A 25,637-nucleotide genomic window follows, 5' to 3' on the forward strand; every position below is an offset into this window, starting at 1 on the left:
TGTTAGCTGCATTATAACCTGATATATACATCTAAATTGCATAAAATTACCTACACCTTGCTGCTGGCATGCTGCATGCTTTGCAACATTGCGTTTGCGCAAAAGCATAACGCTAACTACCGGTATCATATAAAACGCGCGCAGTTGCCCATTAAAATTGATGGCTTGCTGAATGAGGCCGATTGGCAAACCGCCGATAGCGCCGCCAACTTTTACATGGTGCTGCCTATGGATACCAGCTTTGCCAACGTAAAAACCGTGGTGCGCATGGCTTATGATAACAATAACTTTTACGTATCTGCGGTTTGTTACACGCCCACGCCAGGCTATATGGTAGAGTCGCTTAAGCGCGATTTCGCTTTTTTAAAGAACGATAACTTTATCTTCTTTATGGACCCCTTTGATGCCCGGACGGATGGTTTCAGCTTCGGGGCAAATGCTGCCGGCGCACAATGGGATGGCACCATGTACGAGGGTAGCAAGGTAGACCTGAGCTGGGATAACAAATGGTACTCGGCAGTAAAAAACTTTCCGGACAAATGGATTTTTGAGGCGGCAATACCTTTCAAAAGCATCCGCTATAAAAAGGGTATAAAGGAGTGGGGGATTAACTTTAGCCGTAACGATTTAAAAACCACCGAAAAATCTGCCTGGGCGCCGGTTCCAAGACAGTTTCCTACGGCTGCGCTTGCGTATACAGGCACCATTGTGTGGGACGAAGCACCTCCCGTTGCTACGCATAACGTATCTGTGATACCTTATGTGCTTGGCGGTATCACTAAAGATTTTGAGCATAATAAAAAGGCCGACTGGCGCCATGATATTGGCGGCGACGTTAAGGTTGGGCTTACTTCGTCCCTCAATCTGGATCTAACCGTCAACCCCGATTTTTCGCAGGTGGATGTAGACCAGCAGGTGATCAATCTTAACCGGTATGAATTGTTCTTTCCTGAAAAAAGGCAGTTCTTCCTGGAAAACGGCGATTTGTTTGCCAATTTCGGTTATGCCGATATACGTCCGTTCTTTTCGCGCAGGATAGGTTTGAACGCGCCGATAAGAGCAGGTGGCAGGCTTACCGGTAAGATAGATAAAAACTGGCGCATCGGTGTAATGGATATACAAACAGGCCAATCTTCGGCAGATAATTTGCCTGCGCAGAATTTTGGGATAGTAACCCTGCAAAGGCGCGTGTTCTCCCGCTCTAATATTGCGGTAATGTTTGTTAACAAAGCTGGTACCGGCAATGCGCCAAATGCCGGCAGCACAGCAAATGACTATAACCGTAACGTAGGTGCCGAGTTTAATTTAGCATCATCAAATAACCAGTGGACGGGTAAGCTGCTCGGCCTTAAATCGTTCACACCTGGTATAAAGGACCACGATTACGTGCAGGCGCTTAACCTGCAATACCTCAGCAAATACTGGACACTGGCCATACAACAGCAGTATGTGGGCAAAAACTATGTAGCAGAAGCCGGTTATGTGCCGCGTACAGGTTACAACAAGCTGAACCCGGTTATACAGCATAATTTTTTCCCAAAAAGCGGTATAGTGCTATCTCACAGCATACAGGCCAGCGGTATCTATTATTTTGACGAAGGTTTTAAACCGACCGATAACGAAACGATATTGAGCTACCTGATAACCTTTCGCAACCGCAGTACGCTTACCATATCCGGGCTGGATGATTATGTAAAACTGCTGCGCCCTTATGACCCCACCAACACGGGCAAACCCATGCTACCTACAGGCTTTGAAAGCCACTGGAATACTATTGATGTACAATATGCGTCCAAACCGCAAAGCGTTTTTACTTATCTGGTTGAGGCAGCACAGGGCGGCTACTATGATGATGGCAGGAAAACAACGCTGATAGGGCAGGTAGGCTACCGCTTTCAGCCGTACGTTAACCTGCTGCTCAATGCATCATATAACGATCTGCATCTGCCTGCACCGTATGGCCATAATAAATTCTGGCTTATTGGTCCGCGGGCTGATATTACTTTCACCAATACACTTTACTTTACCACATTTGTGCAGTACAACGAGCAGGCCCGTAACATGAACATCAACAGCAGGCTGCAATGGCGCTACAAACCGGCGTCGGATTTGTTCATTGTTTATGGTGATAACTCTATACCTTCGCCGTTTACTGTTAAAAACCGCCAGCTGACTGTTAAATGGACCTACTGGTGGAATATCTGATTATAATTTTAAAATAGTATTTATATAAAATTGGCTAAAATGTTATTTTTGCAAAGTCAGCAATGAAGATAATCTCCCGTGGTGTAACGGTAGCACACCAGACTCTGACTCTGTTTGTAGTGGTTCGAATCCATTCGGGAGAACAAACCTCATAGAAATATGAGGTTTTTTTATGCCTTGTTTTAACTCAAAAGTTTTTCTTACTCAGTATATAAGTGTTTTCCAGGCCATTCATCTTCACAAAACCATGCCTTTCAAGTATCTTGATGGATGGCAGGTTGCCCGGGTCTGTATCAGCCACAATCACCTTTAAACCTAAACGGTCAAAACTATATGCTAATACTTCTTGTGTTGCTTCAAGCATAAAACCCTGTCTCTGATGATTCGGATGCAATTCATAGCCTATTTCGGCCTGATATTGTTCAGGTTCAAAATTCCGTAAGCTGATAGTGCCTAATAGCTTATCTTCATTTTTACGGGTAATTACCCAGTAAAGGCCCTCGTTATCATGCGTAATTTGATTGACCAGCGCAATAAAATTTATGACATCATTTAACGACTGTGGTAGTGGCCTGTCTAAAAAACGGTTCACATGTTCGTTTGTACGCAGCTCAAAAAGTTCATGCACGTCCTTATCCTGTAATTGCCTTAACACCAGGCGTTGGGTTGTTATTGTAGGAAATGGCGTAAAATTGAGGTTAAGCATATCAGTACAAGTTAATGCTTTAAATTCATTATCAGCTTCTTCTTCTCCTTGAATTTTAATTGAGTTTCTTGTATCTTAATAACAACGAAGCAAATTATTAAGCCCCTCTTGGTGAAAACACTAACAGGGGCTTAAGGCAAATTTAAATTAGGTTTGGTTGGCTACTTTGCCTGTGTATAATAATCTCTGTGAATTACGTACTCCCAGGTTTTCGGAGTCCCATTTACAACTCCGGAGCCTCCTCCATCTACTTTGTAAGATAGTTGGAAACTATTTGATGTTACTTTTTGAAATTCACGCTTTAAACCGCTTAGCACTGAATAGTACTTTCCACCCTCTACTACTAACGACCATTTCATATCTACTATAGTGTTAGGGTCTGAAAAATTCGTTGATGTGGCAAGGGTCAGGTCATTATAGTCTGCCTTATCCCCATCGTGACCGAACCTCCAAAGATTTTGATTGTCCGCAACATCAAGGATAACCGGGTTCTGATCATTATTTGCGGTATAAGTAAGTTCGCTGTGAGTAACCACCCAGGTTTTGCCCTCAAGATTACCAAGAAATTGTCCTTTTGGGCTTTTTTGTGGGATTGTTGCTTCGGATTTTTTACAAGCTGAAAAAGAAATCATGCCAATGGCTGATGCGAAGAGTAATTTTTTAATCATGTAATAAGATTTAAGCTTTAAATATATGGCTTGTTATTAACCCTCACAAGTAAACCGGCAACTTTAGCTTTAATTAAATTCAGTAAAGCAAAATAGGTAGTGTTCACGAACACACAGGTGAACACCGTGAACATCAACAAAAGGTTGGTAATCAGGCTTATGAAATTATAGCTGACAAAACAATGTCACCACGGCTACACATGTGGGCATTAGCATCGTCGGAATACAAACTCATTTCATATAATATGATACAACGTCGATATAAAACATGCTCCTATCGACAAACAACCCGGTTTAACTCATCTCAGTGGTATTTCACAGTCTGTAAGTACTTTATCGTATAAAATACAATTGTTTCAGGCACTTGCCCTGCATGTGCCGACGCTGCTTTTGGCTCTTAGTGGTTTAGAGCAGATTTATGTTTTTAACAAAAGTTTTAAAACAAAATCAATCTGAACATGAAACAAAAGTTACTATTTGTTATAGTAATGCTGTTTGGGTTATGCAGCGGCCTTTATGCACAAACCGTTACCATAACCGGAACCGTTACTGCCGATGATGGCGCCACTGTGCCCGGTGCCAGCATTGTTATTAAGGGCACCACCGCCGGTACCCAGGCCGATGCCCGCGGGCAATTTAACATTAAGGCCAAAGGCAACGATGTGCTGGTAGTTAGCTTTATGGGCTACACTGCCCAGGAGGTACCGGTTAATGACCGAACCACTGTTAACATTGTGCTGAAACAGGATGCCAAACAGTTAACCGAGGTGGTTGTGACCGCGCTTGGCGTATCCCGCGAAAAAAAGGCGATAGGGTATGCTACAACAGCCGTTAACTCTGCCGAGATCAACCGCGCCGCGCCGGTTAACTTGGCGTCGGGTTTGCAGGGCAAGGTTGCGGGTGTGGATATTTCAGTAACATCAGGCAGCCCGGGCGGTTCAAGCAAGATCGTACTGCGTGGATTTTCCTCCATCACCGGTAATAATCAGCCTTTGTTTGTAGTAGATGGCGTACCGGTAAATAACAGTCGGCCGGGTAGCACAGCCCCTCCGGGCACTGCCGGCAGCCTTGGGGAAAGCTTCGACTTTGGCAATGCCGTTAACGATATCGACCCTAACAATATCGAGAGTGTAAGCATTCTTAAAGGTGCGGCTGCTACATCACTGTATGGTTCGCGCGGGGCATCAGGCGTGGTGCTTATTACCACTAAGAAAGGTAAGGCCGGTAAGTTCAGGGTCGATCTGGCATCATCAGCTTCCCTTACCAATGTATCTTTTATACCCTACAGCCAGGATGTATGGGGCGGCGGCTGGTTAAAAAAAGACCTGATCAACGAGAACGGGAGCTGGGGCCCAAAAATGGATGGCATGATACGCGGGTATGGTGCCATTGTAGATGGGGAACAAATGAAAAAACCTTTCTCAAAGGTTGAAAACAGGTTTAAGGACGCTTTTGATACCGGAACAGAGTTTAACAATACTGTTGCCTTTAGCGGCGGTAACGAAACCTCTACTTTTCACTTTTCTTATGGTAATACAACCAGTGATGGTATCCTGCCAACCAAAAACGACTCGTACCTGCGCAATGTGCTTAGCTTAAGCGGTTCTACAAAGTATAAAAAACTCAGCATAAGCTCATCAATTAATTATATCAATAAAAACTCCAGGTATCCGCTCACCGGTGGTGATGAAAGTGGTATAGGCAGCGCATTTTATGATCAGATCATACAAATACCGGTAAACTACCCCATAGCGCCAATGAAAAACTACAAGGATAAGTTTTATAACATTGATACTTATTATACTACTTATGCTGAGAACCCTTACTACTCAATAAACGAAAATGGCTCGCACCTGGTAAACGACAGGTTGTTTGGTAACGTAGACCTGCATTTTAAAGCAACCAACTGGCTCGATCTGCAGTTTCAGCAGGGATTTGATGTGAGCAGCCTTACCACCAAAATATGGTATAACAAAAGCGAACCAACCCCGGGCAGTTGGACCGCCGGAGCAAATGACGAAAGTGAAGTTAAGGCGCCGATAAGAGGTGCCGTTACCGAAGGTTCTGAAGGTAATTTTGAGTACGACAGTAAGTTTAACGCCATTTTCAATAAAAAGGTAAGCAGCGATTTTGAGATCAACGGTTTGGTGGGACTGAACTATAACGACCGCGGCGCAAACACTTTGTATGCCCGGGTTGAAGAGCTGGCCGTGCCCGACTTTTTTCAGTTAAGCAATTCCAACAATACGCCGGTTACAGTGCAGAACATGATCCACCGCCGGCTGTTTGGCCTATATGGCACGGCAACCATCGGTTACAAGGGCTGGACCTACCTGACGCTTAACGCCCGTAACGATTGGAGCTCTACGCTTCCCGAAAATAACCGGAGTTATTTTTACCCGGCTGCAAACCTCGCGCTGGTCCTTTCAGACGCTTTGGATCTTACCCGGGCCAATATCAGCCTGTTTAAAGTAAGGGCAAGCTGGGGCCGTACCGGTAACGATACCGAGCCATACCGGGTATTTAACATCTTGAACAATACCGATATTGTTTTGCCTTTTGGCGATATACTGTTCCCATTCAACGGGGTGGCCGGGCAAACCATAGCCAACCAGTTGAACAACGCCAAGCTGCGTCCGGAGATAAGTACCGAAATGGAGTTTGGTACCGAGATGCGTTTCTTTAACAACAGGGTAGGCTTTGATTTTACCTTTTATAATAAAGAGACTAAAGACCAGATATTACCTATTGTAAGCTCACCCTCAACAGGGTATGCTACACGCATTGTTAACTTTGGCCGCATACGTAACCGGGGTATAGAGCTTGCCGTTAACGCAACGCCTGTAAAAACCGACAACTTTACCTGGAACATAGGTTATACCTTCACTCAAAACCGTAATAAAGTACTGGAGCTGCCCAATGGCTTAAGCAAAGTGGTTATTCTCAAAGCTTTTGAAGCTGAGTTTGTGGCCAAAGTAGGCGAGCCTTTGGGTGTTTTTGAGGCACCAACCTATAAGTATGACCCCGAGGGGCATATTATTACCAATAACGGCTTCCCGGTGGCCGAGCAGGGCCATAAATACGGAACATCCCAGCGCGACTATACCATGGGCATGACCAACTCTTTTACTTACAAAAACTTTACCCTTGGTTTTACTTTGGATTATCGTAAGGGTGGCGTGTTTTACTCAGGCACAGCCGACCTGAGCAACTTTGTGGGTAATGGTTATGTAACCCTGTTTAATGACCGCAGAACCTTCATCGTACCAAACTCGGTAATTGAAGTAACAGATGCGGCCGGTAATACCACCTACCAGGAAAATACCATACCGGTAAGCGAAAGCAATTTTTATGATTACTGGTATCATAACAAGGGCCAGGCTGTAACTAACGGCAACAGCATTCTGGATAAAACCTTTTTCAAGCTGCGCGATGTAACCTTTACCTACTCGCTGCCTAAGAACCTGCTTGGCAAATGGGGCATATCCAACGCGGCAATAACCCTGTTTGGCCGTAACCTGCTCACCTACCTGCCTTCCAGGAACCAGTTTATAGATCCAGAGGTATCCAACTTTGGTAACGACCTGCGCAGTGAGTTTGGCGAGTTCCGTACAGGGCCGTCTACACGCAATATGGGTGTTAAGCTCAATGTAACTTTTTAACCTATCTGTAAGATGAAAAAAATAAGTTTTAAAAAACATATACTACTTACCCTTGCGGCCTGCGCAATAGCCGGCAGCGGGTGTAAAAAAGCTTTGGATATCAACCACGATCCAAACAACCTTTCTGAAGACAGGGCAAGTATTGAAACCCTTTTCCCTTCGGCTATCCTGTCAACCATTGGTGGTACCCATGCAAGCATGGCCGTTGTTGGCGGCATGTGGGCCCAGTTTTGGGCGCAAAGCGCAACCGCCAGCCAGTATAGAGACCTGGATTCGTTTTTACTGAACCCAACTTCCGGTTACATCAACAGGCCTTATAACGAATTGTATACCGGGGCGCTTTTAGATCTTAACTCGGTTATTGCCAAAGCTAAAGCGCAGGAAGACTGGCGGTATTACCTGATGGCTACTGTACTGAAAGTTTATGCTTATGAGGTTTTGGTAGACCTGTACGACAAAGTGCCTTATACCGAGGCTTTGCAGGGCGATAAGTTTATACAACCAAAGTTTGATGATGGTTATACCATTTACAAAAGCCTGCTGGCCGATCTTGATGAAGCTTTATCACATGATTTTGCAGGGGCGGCGCCATTTAAATCGAACCAGACAAAAGGCGACTTTATTTTTGGCGATCAGGGCGCTGCCGATTTTGAGGAAGAAATGGAAAACTGGGAAAAGTTTGCCAATACGCTTAAATTGAAAATGTACCTGCGGATGGTGAACGCTAAACCAACCGAGGCAGAAGCGGGTATACGTGCGATGATAGATGGCGACAAAAACTTCCTGAACGTTGGCGCCGGGGTAACCACTTTTACCGACGCGCCAAACGCCAGCAACCCGTTCTACGAGTCGAACGTGCGAAAACAGAATACCCAAACCAATTTGCGCGCCAGTTATACCATGGTAAGCTGGCTTAAAGCCAATAACGATCCGCGTATAGAGGCTTATTATGGTTCGGCTAATCCAAAATATATCAATCAGGGTAATTACGGTACTACATCGCTTGAGGAGCAGCAGGCGGCAGTAGCGGTACAAAAGGCAACAGACCCAGCCTGGCTGATATCAAAACCCGAATCGTACTTTTTACAAGCCGAGGCAAATGAACGCTATTATGGCGGCAATGATGCCGAGCAATTATACAATGAAGGCGTAAGGGCTTCATTTGTTGAAAATGGATTGACAGAGGCCCAGGCCGATGCCTTGCTTGCCGGCCCCTATGCTTACCCCGCAAACGGCACTTTTGAGCAAAAGCTGGAAGCCATCATCGTTCAGAAATGGGCGTCGCTGTTTGGTTCGCACGCTATAGAGGCCTTTCTGGAGAAAAACCGTACAGGCTATCCGCGTACCAGCGATGTATACTCAACCGATGCTGGATATGTGCCAGGCAGGCTGGTAATAGTTCCGCAAAGCGCGATAGGACAAAAATTGCCTAAACGCTTCCTTTTCCCTGATGTTGAGCGCTCAAGAAATATCAATACACCTGCCGAAGTGCCGATCTCTAACCCGGTTTGGTGGGGCAAATAATGCAATAATCAATAAAAAAAACCATGAAGATTAAAAAATATATCAATTATGTATCGCTTGCCGCACTGCTTATCCCGGTACTGTCTGCATGCAATAAAATACCCGAGAGGGAGGGTACCACAGTTGAAAAGATGGCAGGCGAATGGTATGTACGTATAGATGATAAACCTAAACGTTACATCATGACCACCTATAACACCTCCACCAATTCGGCGGACGAGTTTTGGGTGCAAACATCAAACCTGCGTGACCTTGACGTAGGGCCAAATGAAAACATCAACATAAAAGGTAAAGTACCTGTGCAGCTATCTGCACAAACATTTGCCGGTACCGGCCTAACCAATATTTTGGCTGCAACGGCAACCGCTATACCCAAGTTTGAAGTGGCTAACGGTAAAGTTATTACCAACGGAACGGTTGGCGTAGCATCGCGCTCGCCTGCAGATTCTATTTATTTCGAATTGAAAGTTAAAGGAAAAACCTTTAAGATATCCGGCTTCCATCGCACCGGCTTCCAGGCCGACGAACCCCAATAATGCAACCGTTTAGTGTTTTCTTTTCATAGTCAGGCAGGGGCCGGGTTAAACCGGTTCTTGCCGTTGTTATTTATCACAATTTAAAAAAATGAAAAAATTCTTTATCCTTATTATCGCAGCATCGGCTGCATTTTGGGGCTGTAAAAAAGACAGCCCTAACAAAGGCACCCAGGACCCGGACGTGTTAAAACCAACAACCGACCCGCTGCTATTTGGACAAACATGGGTAACCGACAATTCTTATGGTATAGTTACTGCCTGGCAGGGCAAAACGCGCGATACATCCATAGTATCCTATAGGCATAGTGGCATGGTTGTGACCGGTCTTTATGAAACATCTGTTATTTCGCCTAATGGCGCTGCCCATGGCATAGTTTATTTTGGCAATGAGGTAATCGGAAACAAGGGCTCCCGTATTTGCCAGTTTTTACAAACAAGCACTTCCCTTGCCGAAGCTACAGGCCGCACATTAGATCCACAATATATTGAGTGGACACAGGGCAGTACTACTTATAATGGAGATACTTACATTATTGCGGTTGGTTCCTACCCGGGGCAACGCGCCAGTTCTTATTTTTATAAAATAGAAGGAGCAACGGGTAAGCAAACTTTTCATCCGCTTGCTCAAACTCCTAATGGCAATGGTTACGGATGGTATTGCGGCACCAGTAAAGGCCTGATAGTCGCAAAAACTATAAGTATGGATAACAAAGCCACCTTTGTAGAGGTGTTTAGAGAAGCCAACTGGATACAGGACTATAAATTGCAGGTGCCAGGGCATATTTATATTGACGTTGAAAACATTTTCGCAAAGGACGATGACCATTTAATTGTTATTGTTGACTGTAAGAGAGAAGGTACCCCAATAACAGATCTTTACTATTTTACGATAGACCTGATTAACCATGCCGTAAAAATGTACAAGGCAGATATGCCGGAAAAGAATTTTCATATCAATAAAGGCGCTTATGCCAGCAACACAGTCTATTTACCTTACTTTGAAAACAGCGATAACAAATGCGCCTATATAACCCTTAAACTTGACAACAATACAGGGAAACTGGTAACAAAAAAGATTGACCTGCAGGTAAAGAGCGGAGTTACTTATGGCTCGGCTACTGTTGTTGCCACCAACGGCGGTAATGTTTATACTTCAGGTGAGCAGGGCGGGTTAGCCTGCTACTGGCGAAACGATAAACTGGTGGAAATTGAGAATAAGAATGCGAAAGCCTCGGTAATTACAGATATTAAAGTTTTTGATTGATGTTCTGTAAGAACCTATTAACTGCCTGCTGCCTTTTGCTGGCGGCAGGCAGTTATGCTCAAACTTTAAAAAATGAGCATTTAAGAGCCATTATTGATGCTGAACACAACTTTGCACATAAGGCTCATGATGAAAGTATGAAGGCTGCATTTACAGCCAACCTTGACAGTAGCGGTATTGTAGTAAATGGGAACGATTTTGTCAACGGATTGGAATTGTACAGTACCGCAAAAACAGATACCACCAGCCTGCTGCTGTGGTACCCGGAGTATGCGCAGGTTAATGACCGGGAAACCTTCGGTTTCACAAGCGGGCCTTATCACTACTATGCCAGCAAAAAGGACAAGCCGGTAGCCTCGGGTTACTTTTTTTCGGTTTGGAAGAAAGATGGCAGCGGGAAATTTAAAGTAATGTTTGATGGCGGCGTGACCCACCCGGTACCTAACGGCGATTTTTTAAGCGCGCAGGCAATGCAGTCGGACTTTAAACTTATTAACAGCATCGCGAATAATACAAATGATGGTTCACTTTATTTAGAGGCTCTGAACGATGGGATTATCCGGCATCCGGAAAAAGCATTGAAATACCTTGCACCAAACGCGCTTGTGCTTCGGCCGGGAAAGTTTGCTATTAACAGTTCAGGCTCTTTAAACATGTATAAGGCGGATAGCACCATTAACTTTATACATCTGGTTAAAGGCGGTGGATATGATGATAGCAAAAGCATGTATTACTGTTACGGCAGTATGGCTAAAGATGCTGCATCTGCGCAGCAGGGTAAGTATTGCGGTTATTTTGTACAGGTTTGGCAAAAGCGGCGGCAGGGCTGGCAACTTTCAGCAGATGTAAAGCAATACTGAAAAGTATTGCTTTTTCTGCTTTTTGTGATATGGTTAAGGTATGTTAGGTGCTGATTATTTCAAAATTAAGCGGACACCACTCGCTGCTGTCCGCTTGTTAAACTATTAACGATTTTATCATCTCCAACGTGAAAAAACTCCTAAGTAAGTTTGGAAATAATACCCGAAGGTATAGCCCTGCCGCACGCCTTAAAAGCGCATGCGATATAAAAGTATATTGCAGATGTATATGACCGTATAAGGATGCCAAAGGATGTATTGGTTTTAAAATACCTGCTTTTATCCATGATGACTGTTATTAGTCGACGTAAATAAGTGGTATATCGACGTTTACCTTATCAAAAAGTGCATTGATATATATTTGAGGTTTAAGGCTTACCGCCAGGTTTAAATATAATGCGCTGTTTAAGATTTTACATCATAATAGTTTGTGTAACAACATGCGGTGCGCTGGCATACACTGCGCATGGGGCAGGGGTGCAAAAAACTTTCCCTGATACTTCTGTACTGCGGTTATGGATAAAAACGGCTGATAATTATTTCGAGGCGAACAAATACGATTCAGCTGAATACTATCTTAAAAGAGCAGGCGACCTGGCCGGGCAAAAGCATCTTGATAAGTATTATTTAGAGTATACTGCCCGTTACGCCCGTTTACTTTTTAAACAGCTACGATATAAAGAAGCATTAAAAATAAGCCAACAGCAACTAAAGCTGGCATTACGCATCAACGATATAAAAAGCGCCGCCAATGCTTATAACAATATATCCATACAGTACAGGGTGCTTGGCAACCTGGAGTTGGCTGCGGATAATATGATAAAGGCTTTAAAGGTGTCGGAAAAACTTAACGAGCCGGGTTTGTTAAGGCGTTATTACAGTAACCTGGCATCCATCTTTTTGGATCTAAAGGACAATAAGAACAGTCTGTACTACGCGCGTAAAAGCTATGATATAGCGCTGCAATCAAAAGATAGCACACAAATATCGCTCAGCATAATTAACCTTGCCATAAGCGAGGTTAACAATAATCAGATCAACCAGGCTATTGTTCATCTGGATCAGCTTAAGTCCATCTCTGAAAAACTGAAGGACAGCCTGATGATTGTTGATGCATCTATCAACCTGGGCGATATTTATAACAAACAAGGGCAGTTCAGCAAGGCCCTTAAGTTATATGAGAAAGCATTGAACATACTTAAACGCAACCCCAGTACCGATTATGAAATGTACACTTTATTTGGTTTGGCCAATTGCTACACCAGTTTAAAGGATTATGCAAAGGCAGAACATTACTTCAACAAAACCCTTGGATATGCCGGTAAACTGATGCCAAAAAACGATCTGAAAGAAGTATATGTATTGGGCGCCGAGATATTTGAAAATAACGGCCGACCGGCAATGGCCTTAGGTTATTATAAAAAATATGCGGCACTGAACGATTCGATATTAACAGCCCATACCGAAAAGGTAACGCATGAATTAGAGATCAAATACCAAACATCCTTGAAGGAGCAGGCCATAGACAAGCAAAAGCTCCAGATAAGCGAAAAAAATATCCAGTTACAACGAAGCAAAAAGTATGTTGCCTTTAGCATAGCAGCCGTAATATTGCTTGCAGCCATAAGTGTTATTGTTTACATGGTATCGCGGTATAAAAACCAATCTATCGAGCTAAGTTTACTCAAATCACAGATACACCCTCACTTCCTCTTTAACACCCTTAATAACCTGTATGCCCTGAGTTTAAAAAAGTCAGACGAGTCGCCGAGGGTGGTTATGGGGTTGGCAGAGATACTTAAGTACATTTTATATGAGTGTAATTCGCCTTTGGTTAGCCTACAGCAGGAGATATATATTATTGAACGTTACATTGAATTAGAAAGGATACGCTATAAAAACACCCTTGAGGTTAATGTTTCCATACAGGGCGATATCAGCAACTGCAAAATTGTACCGCTGCTGCTTTTGCCGCTGGTAGAAAATTCGTTTAAACACGGCATCAGCAAACTGGAAGAAGATGGCTGGATAAATATCGAAGTAAACATAGCCGACCAGTGGCTTACTTTTAAAATATCAAACAATAAGCCTGTAACAAATATTGCCACACGCAGGTCTTCCAAATACGGTAATATCGGTTTGTATAATATCAAAAAAAGGCTGAATATATTGTACCGGCACAAGCACGCTATTGATATTGTAGACGAGGAAGATATTTTTATAGTGCTGTTAAAAGTAAACCTGAAGGAAAGTAACAGATTGAACATTTTTAAACGGTAATGCAAACAGATAAACGGCGTATTGTAAAGCATATAATGTTTTGGTCGGTTGCCACATTGGTAGCCACGCTTGTTTATGGCTACAGTCTGCCTAATTTTTATATAGCATTAACTTACATTTTAATGTTGATGCCGGCAGACATGATCTATTTTTATACGGTAAGCTATTGGGTTATACCCACCTTTTTTTATCGAAAAAAATATTTAAAGATGTTTGTGGCTTTTGCGGCCTGTGCAATAGTTGTGGCTGTTATTTTCAGGTTGTTACAGATATTTTTAGCAGAGCCTTACCTGTACAAAATCAAATTAGCTGCCGATCCTAACTTTAAATGGCCGCGCATACAGGGCACTTTCTGGGAGCGCTTTTCTAACCCCGAGTATTTGCTGGTAGCCCTGGAGGGTACCAACGTGGTGATATGGATAGGGCTTTTTGTAAAGTTTGTAATGATGTGGGTAGATAAGCGCCAGGCCGCGGCCCAGGCCGAACTTAACTTTCTGAAAAGCCAGATCCATCCTCATTTTTTGTTCAATACGCTTAATAACTTATATGCTTTAACGTTGAAGCAGTCGCCGCAATCGCCGGTCGTAGTAATGGGGCTGTCGCAGATTTTACGTTATATGCTTTACGAGTGCAATAACGACAGTGTTTTGCTTAAGCGTGATATTGAAATACTGCAAAGCTATGTTGAACTCGAAAAGATACGTTACGAAGAAAGGCTGGAACTTAACTTTAGTATCCGCGGAAGGGTAAAAGATCAGCAGGTGCCCCCGCTGATGATGCTGCCACTGGTAGAAAATGCTTTTAAACATGGCACCAGCGAAACCATGTACGATGCATGGATAAACATCGACCTGCAGATAGATCATCGCCGACTGATATTTAAAGTATCAAACAGCAAACCCGAAAATGTTTTGGAAGATGCAGACCAGCATTTCGGGAAAATTGGCCTTAGCAACGTACGTAAACGGCTTGAATTTTTGCACAATGACAACAACCAGCTTCATATTTATGAAGAAGACGATATGTATATAACCATACTTGAGCTGGATTTATATTGATAATGCAATGAAAATAAAAACTTTGATAGTGGATGATGAGCCCCATGCCATTGAGGTGATAGAAAATTATGCAACCAATTTTCAGGAGCTTGATATAGTAGCCAAATGCAGTAATGCCATCGATGCCTTCAAGATTTTGCAGCAAAGCAAAGTTGATCTGATCTTTCTGGATATAAAAATGCCAGGCTTAAAGGGAACCGACTTTATACGGACACTTAAAAACCCGCCTAAGATCATTTTTACAACGGCTTACCAGGATTATGCTTTAGAGGGTTTCGACCTTAACGCGGTTGACTACCTGCTGAAACCCATCCCTTTTGACAGGTTTTTAAAAGCGATTGACAAGGTGTTTGCTACTTACAAAATTGGCAACCAAAGCATATCCATCGCCGAAAAGCCTGCCGAACACAACAGCGATGTGTTTATTTACCTGCGTGTTGAGCGTAAGATGGTAAAAATAAATGTAATGGATATTTACTGGATAGAAAGCTTTAAGGATTATATAAAAATTGTATTGAAGGATAAGGTGCTGATATCCAAGCAAAAAATTAGCCTTTTAGAGAAACTACTGCCCGAGGGCAAATTTGTACGTATACACCGCTCGTTCATCGTTTCCATGAGTAAGGTGGAAAGTTATCACGCGTATTTTATAGAGATGCTGGGTAAACAGCTGCCTATCGGGCGCAACTATAAGGCGGAATGTTACAAGAGGCTACAGGCTTTATAATAATGCCCCGGTATTGCTTCATCTGCAATACCGGGCAATTAATAATTTATCCACCCCGTTTTTATAACCACGTTTAGCCAGCATGTTAAATAGCGGACTAAATATCCTGAAAACGCCGCCAAAGTTCATGTTGCTCATTTTGGATACTACGGCCATTTCGGTAAGGTTTTTAGGAATACCTTTACTGTTAGTGCGCTTATCTTCTGCAAGGCCGTAAAGTATCCGTAATGAATTTTCAAAGCCGGGCGAACCGGGAGTGATGATAGTTTTAAAACAAACCTTTTGGTTTGAGGCGTTAAAAAAACGGTGCGGCTGCATTTTTTCGGCGGTAAAGCTCTCGTTGGCTGCTAATGTTCTTTTTAAGCCATGTTTAAGCTGTAGGGTCAAATGCCCTTCGGTAACAATAAATGTTTCTGCAAAATCACGATGATAATGCAACGGCGTGCCCCCGCCGGGCATTAATTCAACTGCTATTTCGGTGTATTGCCCGCCGGTTTCTGCGGATGTTTTTATAAACGTTACTTTATCCTTAATTATGGGGTTGATAATTACTTTTTTCATAGAATATTGCAGGGTATTGGTTAAGCGGCGTTTAATACTTTTTTAAACTTCTTTTTATAGCTGCACAAAGCAAACACAGGTTTTAAAAGCACATATAAAGTACCTATAACACCGGTTTTGGGCTTAGCCAGCCTAAAGCTTTTGTTGTGCTTTTTTAAGATGTATATCATTTGCGGTAAGGGTGGGATGCCTTTGTTGTTGGTGTGGCCACCATTGGCAAGTGCGGTCATTACTTTCAAAAAGTGCTCGGTATCTAACGCTGGCTCTACTTTCCAGTTCACCACGGTTTCAATGATACCGGCGTTCCACATGCTATGGCGTATGCCGGGTTTAATATGTATAACCGCGCCGGGTTTATAACTTTTTATTTCGTTGTTAAGCCGTACGGTCAGTTCGCCGGCTAAAACCTTAAAATATTCGTTTTGTTGCGGATGGTAATGTAAGGGCGGCTCATCAGAGAAAGGAGCGTAAACCGTTTCCATTTCAAGCACCTTACCATTGGTGTCTGCCGATGTTTGTAAAAAACGGAATACCTGCCCGGTTACCTGGTTGGTTATTTGATTGGTTTTAAGCATGATATGTTATCAGTAACTGAATAAAAATCATGCTTTTAGTAAGGGAGGGCAATTAAAGGAGATGCATAAACCTGCAAAGTATTTAGATTGCCTAATAATACAGCGCTTCGCCGCTTACCGTAAATAGGTTAAAGCTTAAAAGTAATCTTAGCAGTTGGGATGCAAATGGTGGTTACTGGTCGATGGTTATGAGATGATCTCACCGCGCTTTGGCTGTATCAATGCCAAGTAAACAGTAGTTGCGGGTTTTATTAAAGCATCCTTACAGCCTAACTCGTTTAATTTTTTTACGCAAACTTTCGGTAAACCTGTATGCCTGACTTTATTTAATCCCACTTAATAATTACCGTCTGATCGCCATGTAATACAAACTCCATTGGTTCTTTCCTGAAATCTTTTTTATCACCGTTGTCCTGGTCCTGCTTATCGCCCATCATTACACTGATATCCGGCATTTCGCCCTCGCCATATTTTACAATACATAAACGGCAGGTAAGTTTTTTATCGCCAAGAATTTTCAAGGTTACGGTGTTGTTTTTAATTATCTTAGATGCTATTGGATAATCGGTATATATCAAAAAAGGTTGGCCGGGCACACGTACAAAATGGCGGGGTACAATGCCAAAGCATAGTCCTGCCCCGTATACTTCCTGTCCCACACTTCCTGATTTTTCCCAGCCATCGTGTATGTCTTCCAATGCTATCCATAGTTTAGGGTCAAGCTCACCGGTTTTGGCGCTTTCAGACAGCATTTCTTTCGGCAGCATTGGCGGATAGTAATAAACCGCGCGATGAATAACATGGCGCACAAACTCCGCAAGCAACAGGGAAATACTTTCCGGAATGTCAACACCCTGCGCATTCAGCAGAAAATCATTTATCGCGGCAAAACATTCCTGTTCCTCGTAAACGGCGGTATACGGGGCATCATTAAGCGGGAAAAGCGCGAAAAATGTAGGAAAGTTTTTACCGTAACCGTATTGGCACTCCCATAATGCAACATTTTTGAACAAATTGGCAATAAATAAATAGCTTAAGTTAAGGTAAAGCTCGTTTTTGGTCAGCTTATAAAGCCTCATCATGGCCCCCGCAGAAAAAGCAGTGTTGTTAGCCTGGTAGAACAAGTCGAAACCAAAATCGGTTAACTTTTTGGCCGCCTTTTCAGCTTCATGCAGATAGCGTTTATCCTTGCTTATTTCATAAGCCTGCAGCATGGTATGCGCGTATATGCCGCCAACATCTTTTTCGCCGCCCTGGCCCGGGCTTGATTCCTTCTTGAGTATCTCAAGCGTTTCCATATTATAAAACACAGGCCACTCGTAGTTAAAATGGTGCGCTACTTTTATGGCATACTCAATAGAGTTAAAAAACAGTTCATGCGCGGTTTTATTACCATCCAAAGCCATCCTGCTTAGGTTAAGCAGCGGGTGGTGAAGGTACCATGAATCCATAACCTTTGGTACCTTTTGTTCCTCAGATTCATCCAGATTCTTTTCCATAGAAGGCAACCACCGCATGATGGTTTTCATTTCATCATCATAAAAAGTGCTCAGGTTTTCTGAGATGGCATTTATAGAATAAATATCCTTACCACTCCACTGGCTGTATTCTAACATCGGCATCAGTACGGCAAGCTGTACCATTATTTCTGGCGGGGTATTGTAATCGCACACGTAGGCATTAAGGTAAGAGCAGCCTTTGCGCTGGGTCCAGCAGCCTTTATTGTGCTCAATATCAAAAAGAGATTTTTCAAGAATTTCCGGATAATTATGATATTTAGTATCCGGATTGGGAAGAAGCAAGTAAATGTACGCAATATGCTCCATAAACTGTTTGGCTATATCAAACTGATCTTTGGGGACCCCATCTTTAAAGGAAACATAAGCGTCTGATATAATTAACTCCTTATTATCCGGTATAGGTTTTTGTTTTGTTACCGGCGGCGAAAAACCAAACTCAGGCCATTCGCCACTAACGGTACCGGCAACAGAAGTTTCTGTTGCAATGCAGTACTCATTAATAGAGGTAAGGTTCTGGAAATATAAAAATGATGTTTCGTCGGGCTTTTTCATGCCCGCGTAAATTAAGCCCGAGCGGATACCACTTTGCCTAACGTAAGTTTCTCCTTCCGTACCACTATTCTGTTGGTGAAAGCCAAGTACATCTTTCGGCCAATAAGGAACGGTGATTTTTTTAGCTGATTTCAGGCGTACCGTGTAATGTAAAATTGGGTTGTCTCCCTCCGGAAATTCAACATCAACCTTATAAGCACCCAGTTCAGAGTCAAGCGTTATCATAACGCCGGCACCCTTTTTGGTTACCTTTTTAACTGCCAGCCCATTGGGCGAAAAGGCTGTACGAAATCCTGTTTTTCCATTCTTGCCGCTGCTCGCCGTTATCCACAGGGTATCATGCAGTAAATATACCGAGAAGTTGAAACTCTGTTTTTGATAAGTAAAAAGGGGGGTGTTGTTCAGGTCTGCCAGTTGTTCGGCAGCGGTAATTGCCCACAATGATGTTCCATTCATGTTTATACTAAAAATTTAAATGTTAATCAGACCGGCAAGTAGTCAGCTGCATATAGCTGACTTGAGCAATGAGATAACGCTATAAGCGCACTGTAGTTTTAAGTTTTAATTTAATTATTACCTATGATTAAACTATAGTTTCAGAATGATGTTGTTATCCATAAACTAAATTATGCCAAACCAACCTTCTAAATATTCATTTTACAAGCGTAACGGACTAACCATAGTTTTTATGGCGCTGTTTATCATAACCCTTATTGCACAGGCATTTACCGGGTGGAAAGAAAATAATGAAGAAGTGCTTGAAAAGGGCGGGCGGGCTTTAGGCTTTTTATCTTATCTGCACTCGGGGCATTTTTTTTCGTCCACTTTTGAGAACTTTCAGAGTGAGTTTTTACAGATGGGTATGTATGTGATGATGACAGTAGGGTTAAGGCAGATAGGCTCGGCCGAATCCAAAAGCATGGATGAAGCCGAAGAGGTGGACCGTGAGCCTGTACCATCGGCGGATGCGCCCTGGCCGGTACGCAAGGGTGGCTGGATGCTTAAAATTTATAAACACTCTTTATCGATATGCTTTTTTGGTTTGTTTCTGCTTAGCTGGGCAGGGCATTTGTACGGTAGTTTTACCGATCATAATGACCAGCAGCTTTTAAAGCATAAAGCTCCGGAAAGCCTGGGCGCATTTTTAGGTGAACCCACCTTTTGGTTCGAAACCTTTCAGAACTGGCAAAGCGAGTTTTTATCAATCGTTTCTATCGTTTTCCTGACCATCTACCTACGGCAAAAAGGCTCGCCGGAATCTAAACCCGTTGATGCGCCACACATGCAAACCGGGAAATAGTTACTTACTTTTTAATGCCTTCGCTATGGCTTGCTGGGCAAGGGGCTCCATTACCTTGTAACCTTCAAGGTTAGGGTGTACACCGTCCTTTGAGTATTTTGCAGGCAGGCCGGCTTTATCATCAACCATTTTGGTAAAGTAATCCAGGTACACAATTCCTTTCTCGGCTGCATATTGTTTTAGCATGGAATTCAGCCTGCTTACTTTTTCAACCGGATTAATGGCTGGCCTCCAGGGAAAGGCATTGGCCGGTAATACGGATGATATGACCACTTTGATGTTGTTTGCCCTGGCAAGCTCTGCCATTGATTTGATGTTACCTGCAACATCCTCCAGCTTTGATGGGCCGTTGTTTTCCGCGATATCATTTATACCTGCCAGTATAACCACCACCGCAGGCTTTAAATTGATAACATCTTCCCTGAAACGTACCAGCATCTGGCCGGTAGTTTGGCCGCTTATGCCCCTGTCGTAATAATTGTTATGCGTAAAAAAAGTCGAGTCGTTGTTTATCCAGAAGTCCGTGATGGAGTCGCCCATGTAAACTACCCTTTTTTCCCCTTTGGCCGGAGCGGCTACCTTACTGTTAGCTTCTTCGTAACGTTTGATATTTGGCCAGTCGGGGTTATTTTGAGCTTTAACTGCTAAACTAAAAAGTATAAGGGCAAAAAACTGTATCGCGGTTTTCATGTTGTGCAAGTTAAAGCATAGGAAATTGAGATGCAATTAAAATTAATTATAGGTTCACGTTTTTCAATTTAGTAAACTTGTGCATGCATCAGAATAACGGCTCTTTTATACCGGTAGATGAACAATTTAAGTTAATGGCAGATACTGCGCCCGTTATGATGTGGGTATCCGGCGCAGACAAAATGCGTTACTTTTTCAGTAAAACTTGGCTGCAGTTTACCGGCCGCACATTCGAGGAGGAAAGCGGCGAAGGTTGGATACAAGGTGTGCATCCGGATGATGTTGAACGTTGTACAGAGCTTTTGAATAAAGCTTATAACGCCTGCGAGGAATTTAAATTGGAGTACCGTTTAAAACGCCACGACGGGCAGTACCGGTGGATACTTGCTCATGGTATGCCCAGGTTTAACACAGATGGCGTATTTGCCGGGTTCATCGGCTCATGTATGGATATTGATGAACTGCTTGAGTCTGAACGGATAAAAAAGGAGTTCATTAGCGCGCATGCACTGCAAATTGAGCAGAAGCTGAATAGCCAGCTTAAAACGGCTAACGCCGAGCTGGAACACATTAATAAAGAGTTGCATCAAACACAAGCCATGCTTGCCAACCTTAATGACGAGCTGGAGGAAAAGGTGCGTGTGCGCACCATCGAACTTGAAGATAGCGAGCAGGAGCAGCAAACCCTTAACGAGGAGCTGACCGCTATTAACGAGGAGTTTGCAGTTACCAACGAAGAGCTTGCCGCAACCAATGACGAGCTGATGCTAAGCCAGCAAAAGCTGGAGCGTTTGGTTAGTGATCTTAAGGAAACAGAACACCGCATACGCAGCCTTGTAGAAAGTGCTCCCTTTCCTATTGGGGTTTACCAGGGGCGCGAAATGCGCATAGTTTTAGCTAACCAGGCAATTATGGATGTTTGGGGAAAAGGGTACGACGTTATTGGTAAAACTTATCATGAATTATTGCCAGAACTGGATAATCAGCAGATATACGATCAGTTAGATGATGTATATATTACCGGTATCCCTTTCCATGCTCGTAATCAGCAGGTAGACATAGTAGTTGACGGTAAACTACAGCCTTTTTATTTTAACTATAGTTTCACGCCCTTATATGATACCGCCGGAAACATCTACGGGGTAATGAACACTGCCGCCGAAGTAACAGATATTGTACTGGCCAAGCAGCGGGTTGAGCAAAGCGAAAAAAACCTGTATAACATGATTTTGCAGGCTCCGGTGGCCATGTGCATACTAACCGGGCCACAACACATAGTTGAGGTAGCAAATGATATGATGATAAAACTGTGGGGCAAGCCGGTTACCGATGTTTGGAATAAGCCCATATTCGAGGGCCTGCCCGATTCTCGTGATCAGGGTTTGGAACAGCTGATGGCTGATGTATATTACACCGGCCAAACGTACAGGGCAAGTGAAAGGCCTGTATCATTGATACGCAACGGCACCCAGGAGGTTGTTTATCAGGATTTTGTTTATGAGCCATACCGTGATTCGGGCGGTAATACAACCGGAATAATAGTGGCCTCTATTGATGTTACCGAACAGGTGCTGGCAAGGCAAAGAATAGAGCAAAACCTGCTGGAGGCGCAAAAGCTGCAAAAACAAAAGGATGGCTTTATAGGCATAGCCAGCCATGAACTTAAAACGCCGCTTACATCTTTATCAGCAATTGTACAGGTGCTGTCGGTAAAACTGAAGGATAACCCCGATCCGTTTATAAGCGGTGCGTTGAGTAAGGCAACCAGCCAGATCAGGAAGATGAGTAACCTTATCAATGGCTTTTTAGATATTTCGCGGTTGGAAGCGGGAAAGATCCATCTGGATAAGCAACAATTTCGTGTAGACCAGCTATTGCGCGAAGTGGCCGATGAGATACAGATAACTACCCAGATACATACTATCTATGTGCACCATAACAGCCATGTTGAGGTATCTGCCGATAGAGAGAAAATTGGCTCGGTAATATCCAACTTGTTGAGTAACGCTGTTAAATATTCGCCCGGAGGCAAACGGATTGATGTAAGCTGCGAAACTGAAGATGGCTTCGTGAAAGTAATTATCAAAGATGAGGGAATGGGTGTAAAAGAGCAGGACCTTAACAAGCTGTTTGACCGTTATTACCGGGTAGAATCAGATCATACCCGGCATATATCAGGTTTTGGCATAGGCTTATACCTTAGTGCCGAAATTGTTAAGCAGCACGGCGGCAGGATATGGGCGGAAAGCGAAAGCGGTATAGGGTCCACATTTTATTTCACATTGCCGCTGGGCTAAATAAAACTATCTGTATGCAATGGCTGTTAGCATGAAAAACATGCTACTATGAATAAATTTTTCCGAGCCATTATTGCTGCCTGGGGCGCAAAAAAGTTAGGTGGAGGCTGCCTTTCAACCATTGTTATCTTTATCATTATTTATACGCTATTGGGCAAATGTGATAACTCATCAAGAGGCGCTACACTTGAAAAAGCCAATAAAAGGACAGTTGCCGTTTGTAAAAAATAAACAATTCAGATACACCTTAAACTTTATATATACTTATGCAACCAATGACAACCGTTTCTGAAGTGATCAACCATCTCAGGGAAAAAGGTTATACCGAAGATTTTAACCTGCATGAAAACTGCCTGCGCTGTGCGGGTAACCAGTTACAATTACATCCGGAAGATTTTGTTGTTGACCGTCATTACCGTTTTGAAGGCGCATCCGACCCCGGAGATGAAGCGATTGTTTATGCTATATCTTCAGACAAATATAATTTAAAGGGTGTGTTGGTAAACGGCTACGGCCCAACTGCCGACCCAATTACTGATAAAATGGTAAAAGCGCTGGAAGAAAAACCAGGCGCTTAACAACTAATAAATGCAAAGCCCGTTTGGTTGAAACGGGCTTTATAGTGATAAGGGTAGGTTGTTGGTTGAGCTTAATCTACAACTGTCGCTTCAAACTCAATTTTTAATTGCGGGTACGCCAGCGCCGATACTTCTACCAGTGTGCTTGATGGTAGTATGTTGTGCTGCGCCATCCATCCGGCAAGGGTGCCATATGCCGGGAAAAATTCGTCAATAGAAGTAGTGTAAATATTTAAGCGAACAATATTGCTTAAATGATACCCTGCTTGTTTAACCACTTTTTCTACATTTTGCAGGCTCAGCTCAATTTGCTGCGCCATATTACCTTCAGATGGTTGCCCGTCTGCCGTCATGGCCGCCTGGCCTGCGCAGTATAAAGTACCCTGGTTATTCCTTACTTCTACGCCTTGCGCGTACCCAAGCTGGTCCTGCCATTTCCATGGGTTAACTATGTGCTTTTTCATTGTAATTATTTTTAAGGTTGATCGGTTTATTTTTTAATACCTGCTTTAACACTCAGCCTGATGTTTACTGTAGGTAAGATGTAAAGCTTTTGGGTCGAGTCGTTATAATTGTTCATACCCCACTGGTAACGGTTAATATCAAATTTAGCCTCGGTATTTATGCTATCGGCAGTAGCGCTAACCTTAGCAGGGAAGCTGATAGAATGTGTCTGCCCCAGCATGGTAAAGTCGCCGGTTAACAGGGTGTTGGCACCGGCTATTGCCGCGGTATCTGCTTTAGTGTAAGGCGCGGTACCCGTTAAGTGAAATTTTGCATCAGGGTGTAAAGCTATCTTAAAGAAGTTGTCCCTCAGGTCGGCCAGCAAAGTTTGCCTTACCGGGTCGGGCAGGTCATAGTCCTGTATCGAGCTGATGGGGATTATAAAGTCCCCGGTTTGTAATTTGCCGCTGTCTGTCGCGGTTAAAGAGCCGGTAACTTTAAACGAGCCCACATGGAAATGATCTGGCGCCGAGCCTTTCCACTCTGCCTTTGAAACTGCATCATTTACAGTATAAGTAGTTGAAATTGTGTCGTTGCTTTTCTGGCATGCTGCTAACATAGAGGCAGCCATTGCGATTGATAGTAATTTTTTCATTTTAATTGTGATTTGTGTTTCGATTATAATGCAAAGATGTGGGCCCGCCCGCACCACTCATAGCCTGTATTGTACCAGTTGCAAATTCAATTGGTTGAACTGCTGTTTTTATTGAAATAAGTAGCATCGGCAGCCGGTTAACCGGATTAAAGGAGGCATTTACAATTCATACTTGATAAATTGCATTTCATACAGGTTGTTATTTTGAATAGGATGATTGCGTAACATTTTTGTATCACTAAATCTTAATTAAAATGAACACAAACAGATTCAACGTATTCAACCAGATCCACAAAGGCCTGAGGGCTTTATTATTTGATACCGTTATGCAGATACAGCAAACGGATATGAGCAATGCAGAAGCAGCAGCGCCGGTTTTAGAGCAAACCGAATTGCTTTTACACCTTTTTGATTCGCACGCTTACCATGAGGATACCTGCATATTAAGCGCGGCAGAACAACACTCGCCGCAGGTGATTAAGGATTTCGAAAGCGAGCATGAAACCGATCTTGCACTTTCTAACTCGCTACGGCAGAAAGTTACTGATTACAGGTTGGGCCAAAGCGATGCAGCAAGGTACGTGGCCGGCTACAATTTATACTATGCACTTAATGATTTTGTGGCTTTCAACTTAAAGCACATGAACAAAGAGGAGCAGTTGCTGAATACCATACTATGGACTAACTACACCGATGCCGAGATATTGGGGATGGAGCACCAGATACAGCAACAGATAGAACCTGAAAAGATGCTTACCTATTTTAAATGGATGATAAAAGGTATCAATAATACCGAGCTGATCATCTGGCTTAACGCGGTTAAGGCACATGCGCCCGACTTTGTATTTAATGCCTTGCTGGAAACCTGCCAGCAGAACCTGCCGCAAGACAGGTGGGCGGTAGTTGAACAGCAAATATCAGAAGGAGCAGCAATTTAGTTTAGGTATGGCCGGATGAAATATGCTTTCTTCCGGC

At 43.3% G+C, this 25,637-nt stretch carries 22 protein-coding genes and 1 tRNA gene; 15 read left to right on the forward strand and 8 right to left on the reverse strand.

The window, feature by feature from the left end; all coding sequences use genetic code 11:
• Nucleotides 1–36: 36 nt before the first annotated feature.
• Together ACFQZX_RS03670 and ACFQZX_RS03675 are read left to right on the forward strand one after the other, a co-directional pair.
• The gene (locus ACFQZX_RS03670) at nt 37–2,205 is read left to right on the forward strand and encodes a carbohydrate binding family 9 domain-containing protein (RefSeq protein ID WP_377111401.1); all 2,169 of its coding nucleotides are present in this window, start codon (nt 37–39) and stop codon (nt 2,203–2,205) included.
• Nucleotides 2,206–2,277: 72 nt separating this feature from the next.
• Nucleotides 2,278–2,348, forward strand: a tRNA-Gln gene (locus ACFQZX_RS03675).
• 44 nt (nt 2,349–2,392) lie between these two features.
• Here the strand turns inward: ACFQZX_RS03675 and ACFQZX_RS03680 are convergent.
• Both ACFQZX_RS03680 and ACFQZX_RS03685 read right to left on the reverse strand, forming a co-directional pair.
• A complete protein-coding gene (locus ACFQZX_RS03680) occupies nt 2,393–2,911 on the reverse strand; it encodes a GNAT family N-acetyltransferase (protein WP_377111403.1) in 519 nt (172 codons plus the stop codon).
• Between the two features lie 161 nt (nt 2,912–3,072).
• Complete coding sequence (locus tag ACFQZX_RS03685; RefSeq protein WP_377111406.1) at nt 3,073–3,579, reverse strand: hypothetical protein; 507 nt, start codon at nt 3,577–3,579, stop codon at nt 3,073–3,075.
• Nucleotides 3,580–4,037: 458 nt separating this feature from the next.
• Between ACFQZX_RS03685 and ACFQZX_RS03690 the strand changes: the two genes are divergently transcribed.
• The 8 genes from ACFQZX_RS03690 to ACFQZX_RS03725 all read left to right on the forward strand — a co-directional run bounded on the left by ACFQZX_RS03690 (nt 4,038) and on the right by ACFQZX_RS03725 (nt 15,490).
• Nucleotides 4,038–7,241 (forward strand): SusC/RagA family TonB-linked outer membrane protein, encoded by a 3,204-nt coding sequence (locus tag ACFQZX_RS03690; RefSeq protein WP_377111409.1) that lies wholly within the window; start codon nt 4,038–4,040, stop codon nt 7,239–7,241.
• A 12-nt stretch (nt 7,242–7,253) separates the two neighbouring features.
• Nucleotides 7,254–8,765 carry a SusD/RagB family nutrient-binding outer membrane lipoprotein gene (locus ACFQZX_RS03695; protein WP_377111411.1) on the forward strand — a complete coding sequence of 504 codons (1,512 nt, stop codon included), beginning with the start codon at nt 7,254–7,256 and terminating at the stop codon, nt 8,763–8,765.
• Between the two features lie 23 nt (nt 8,766–8,788).
• Nucleotides 8,789–9,301: a lipid-binding protein gene (locus ACFQZX_RS03700; protein WP_377111413.1), complete on the forward strand. Its 513-nt coding sequence runs from the start codon at nt 8,789–8,791 to the stop codon at nt 9,299–9,301.
• Nucleotides 9,302–9,389: 88 nt separating this feature from the next.
• Nucleotides 9,390–10,565 carry a hypothetical protein gene (locus ACFQZX_RS03705; RefSeq protein WP_377111416.1) on the forward strand — a complete coding sequence of 392 codons (1,176 nt, stop codon included), beginning with the start codon at nt 9,390–9,392 and terminating at the stop codon, nt 10,563–10,565.
• Nucleotides 10,565–11,425, forward strand: coding sequence for a hypothetical protein (locus tag ACFQZX_RS03710; protein WP_377111418.1), 861 nt, complete (start codon nt 10,565–10,567; stop codon nt 11,423–11,425). Before ACFQZX_RS03705 ends, ACFQZX_RS03710 begins: the two co-directional genes overlap by 1 nt.
• 396 nt (nt 11,426–11,821) lie before the next feature.
• Nucleotides 11,822–13,705, forward strand: coding sequence for a tetratricopeptide repeat-containing sensor histidine kinase (locus ACFQZX_RS03715; protein WP_377111420.1), 1,884 nt, complete (start codon nt 11,822–11,824; stop codon nt 13,703–13,705).
• Entirely contained in the window at nt 13,705–14,763 is a 1,059-nt protein-coding gene (locus ACFQZX_RS03720; protein WP_377111423.1) for a sensor histidine kinase, read from the forward strand. The genes ACFQZX_RS03715 and ACFQZX_RS03720 overlap by 1 nt, the downstream gene beginning before the upstream one ends.
• A gap of 7 nt (nt 14,764–14,770) precedes the next feature.
• The gene (locus ACFQZX_RS03725; protein ID WP_377111425.1) at nt 14,771–15,490 is read left to right on the forward strand and encodes a LytR/AlgR family response regulator transcription factor; all 720 of its coding nucleotides are present in this window, start codon (nt 14,771–14,773) and stop codon (nt 15,488–15,490) included.
• An 18-nt stretch (nt 15,491–15,508) separates the two neighbouring features.
• Here the strand turns inward: ACFQZX_RS03725 and ACFQZX_RS03730 are convergent, their stop codons facing one another.
• From ACFQZX_RS03730 to ACFQZX_RS03740, 3 genes are all read right to left on the reverse strand, one after another.
• Nucleotides 15,509–16,051: a cupin domain-containing protein gene (locus tag ACFQZX_RS03730; protein ID WP_377111427.1), complete on the reverse strand. Its 543-nt coding sequence runs from the start codon at nt 16,049–16,051 to the stop codon at nt 15,509–15,511.
• Nucleotides 16,052–16,071: 20 nt separating this feature from the next.
• Entirely contained in the window at nt 16,072–16,626 is a 555-nt protein-coding gene (locus ACFQZX_RS03735) for a cupin domain-containing protein (RefSeq protein WP_377111430.1), read from the reverse strand.
• Nucleotides 16,627–16,952: 326 nt separating this feature from the next.
• Complete coding sequence (locus ACFQZX_RS03740; RefSeq protein ID WP_377111433.1) at nt 16,953–19,154, reverse strand: hypothetical protein; 2,202 nt, start codon at nt 19,152–19,154, stop codon at nt 16,953–16,955.
• 172 nt (nt 19,155–19,326) lie between these two features.
• Between ACFQZX_RS03740 and ACFQZX_RS03745 the strand changes: the two genes are divergently transcribed.
• Nucleotides 19,327–19,998 carry a DUF6766 family protein gene (locus tag ACFQZX_RS03745; RefSeq protein WP_377111436.1) on the forward strand — a complete coding sequence of 224 codons (672 nt, stop codon included), beginning with the start codon at nt 19,327–19,329 and terminating at the stop codon, nt 19,996–19,998.
• Here the strand turns inward: ACFQZX_RS03745 and ACFQZX_RS03750 are convergent, their stop codons facing one another.
• Nucleotides 19,999–20,688 (reverse strand): SGNH/GDSL hydrolase family protein, encoded by a 690-nt coding sequence (locus tag ACFQZX_RS03750; protein ID WP_377111438.1) that lies wholly within the window; start codon nt 20,686–20,688, stop codon nt 19,999–20,001.
• Nucleotides 20,689–20,771: 83 nt separating this feature from the next.
• Between ACFQZX_RS03750 and ACFQZX_RS03755 the strand changes: the two genes are divergently transcribed.
• From ACFQZX_RS03755 to ACFQZX_RS03765, 3 genes are read left to right on the forward strand one after another with little or no spacing between them, the layout of a single operon-like run.
• Nucleotides 20,772–22,985: an ATP-binding protein gene (locus ACFQZX_RS03755; protein WP_377111440.1), complete on the forward strand. Its 2,214-nt coding sequence runs from the start codon at nt 20,772–20,774 to the stop codon at nt 22,983–22,985.
• A gap of 48 nt (nt 22,986–23,033) precedes the next feature.
• Nucleotides 23,034–23,216 (forward strand): hypothetical protein, encoded by a 183-nt coding sequence (locus tag ACFQZX_RS03760; protein ID WP_377111441.1) that lies wholly within the window; start codon nt 23,034–23,036, stop codon nt 23,214–23,216.
• Nucleotides 23,217–23,260: 44 nt separating this feature from the next.
• A complete protein-coding gene (locus ACFQZX_RS03765) occupies nt 23,261–23,563 on the forward strand; it encodes a phosphoribosylpyrophosphate synthetase (RefSeq protein WP_377111443.1) in 303 nt (100 codons plus the stop codon).
• Nucleotides 23,564–23,634: 71 nt separating this feature from the next.
• Here ACFQZX_RS03765 and ACFQZX_RS03770 read toward each other — a convergent pair whose 3' ends face one another.
• Both ACFQZX_RS03770 and ACFQZX_RS03775 read right to left on the reverse strand, forming a co-directional pair.
• On the reverse strand, nt 23,635–24,027 hold the full coding sequence (locus ACFQZX_RS03770; RefSeq protein ID WP_377111445.1) for a RidA family protein: 393 nt from the start codon (nt 24,025–24,027) through the stop codon (nt 23,635–23,637).
• Nucleotides 24,028–24,053: 26 nt separating this feature from the next.
• A complete protein-coding gene (locus ACFQZX_RS03775; RefSeq protein WP_377111447.1) occupies nt 24,054–24,662 on the reverse strand; it encodes a YceI family protein in 609 nt (202 codons plus the stop codon).
• A 254-nt stretch (nt 24,663–24,916) separates the two neighbouring features.
• On the opposite strand from ACFQZX_RS03775, the gene ACFQZX_RS03780 reads away from it, so the two are divergent.
• Complete coding sequence (locus ACFQZX_RS03780; protein WP_377111450.1) at nt 24,917–25,600, forward strand: hemerythrin domain-containing protein; 684 nt, start codon at nt 24,917–24,919, stop codon at nt 25,598–25,600.
• Nucleotides 25,601–25,637: the final 37 nt, after the last annotated feature.

Source organism: Mucilaginibacter litoreus (assembly GCF_042676805.1).
Taxonomy (GTDB): Bacteria; Bacteroidota; Bacteroidia; order Sphingobacteriales; family Sphingobacteriaceae; genus Mucilaginibacter; species Mucilaginibacter litoreus.

Excerpts from the sequence above, each read along its gene's own strand:
- ACFQZX_RS03775 (WP_377111447.1), bottom strand. The coding sequence starts at position 24,662 with ATGAAAAAATTACTATCAATCGCAATGGCTGCCTCTATGTTAGCAGCA.
- ACFQZX_RS03740 (WP_377111433.1), bottom strand. The coding sequence starts at position 19,154 with ATGAATGGAACATCATTGTGGGCAATTACCGCTGCCGAACAACTGGCA.
- ACFQZX_RS03700 (WP_377111413.1), top strand. The coding sequence starts at position 8,789 with ATGAAGATTAAAAAATATATCAATTATGTATCGCTTGCCGCACTGCTT.
- ACFQZX_RS03745 (WP_377111436.1), top strand. The coding sequence starts at position 19,327 with ATGCCAAACCAACCTTCTAAATATTCATTTTACAAGCGTAACGGACTA.
- ACFQZX_RS03710 (WP_377111418.1), top strand. The coding sequence starts at position 10,565 with ATGTTCTGTAAGAACCTATTAACTGCCTGCTGCCTTTTGCTGGCGGCA.
- ACFQZX_RS03755 (WP_377111440.1), top strand. The coding sequence starts at position 20,772 with ATGCATCAGAATAACGGCTCTTTTATACCGGTAGATGAACAATTTAAG.
- ACFQZX_RS03770 (WP_377111445.1), bottom strand. The coding sequence starts at position 24,027 with ATGAAAAAGCACATAGTTAACCCATGGAAATGGCAGGACCAGCTTGGG.
- ACFQZX_RS03715 (WP_377111420.1), top strand. The coding sequence starts at position 11,822 with ATGCGCTGTTTAAGATTTTACATCATAATAGTTTGTGTAACAACATGC.
- ACFQZX_RS03690 (WP_377111409.1), top strand. The coding sequence starts at position 4,038 with ATGAAACAAAAGTTACTATTTGTTATAGTAATGCTGTTTGGGTTATGC.
- ACFQZX_RS03720 (WP_377111423.1), top strand. The coding sequence starts at position 13,705 with ATGCAAACAGATAAACGGCGTATTGTAAAGCATATAATGTTTTGGTCG.
- ACFQZX_RS03765 (WP_377111443.1), top strand. The coding sequence starts at position 23,261 with ATGACAACCGTTTCTGAAGTGATCAACCATCTCAGGGAAAAAGGTTAT.
- ACFQZX_RS03685 (WP_377111406.1), bottom strand. The coding sequence starts at position 3,579 with ATGATTAAAAAATTACTCTTCGCATCAGCCATTGGCATGATTTCTTTT.
- ACFQZX_RS03680 (WP_377111403.1), bottom strand. The coding sequence starts at position 2,911 with ATGCTTAACCTCAATTTTACGCCATTTCCTACAATAACAACCCAACGC.
- ACFQZX_RS03780 (WP_377111450.1), top strand. The coding sequence starts at position 24,917 with ATGAACACAAACAGATTCAACGTATTCAACCAGATCCACAAAGGCCTG.
- ACFQZX_RS03730 (WP_377111427.1), bottom strand. The coding sequence starts at position 16,051 with ATGAAAAAAGTAATTATCAACCCCATAATTAAGGATAAAGTAACGTTT.
- ACFQZX_RS03760 (WP_377111441.1), top strand. The coding sequence starts at position 23,034 with ATGAATAAATTTTTCCGAGCCATTATTGCTGCCTGGGGCGCAAAAAAG.
- ACFQZX_RS03695 (WP_377111411.1), top strand. The coding sequence starts at position 7,254 with ATGAAAAAAATAAGTTTTAAAAAACATATACTACTTACCCTTGCGGCC.
- ACFQZX_RS03735 (WP_377111430.1), bottom strand. The coding sequence starts at position 16,626 with ATGCTTAAAACCAATCAAATAACCAACCAGGTAACCGGGCAGGTATTC.
- ACFQZX_RS03725 (WP_377111425.1), top strand. The coding sequence starts at position 14,771 with ATGAAAATAAAAACTTTGATAGTGGATGATGAGCCCCATGCCATTGAG.
- ACFQZX_RS03750 (WP_377111438.1), bottom strand. The coding sequence starts at position 20,688 with ATGAAAACCGCGATACAGTTTTTTGCCCTTATACTTTTTAGTTTAGCA.
- ACFQZX_RS03705 (WP_377111416.1), top strand. The coding sequence starts at position 9,390 with ATGAAAAAATTCTTTATCCTTATTATCGCAGCATCGGCTGCATTTTGG.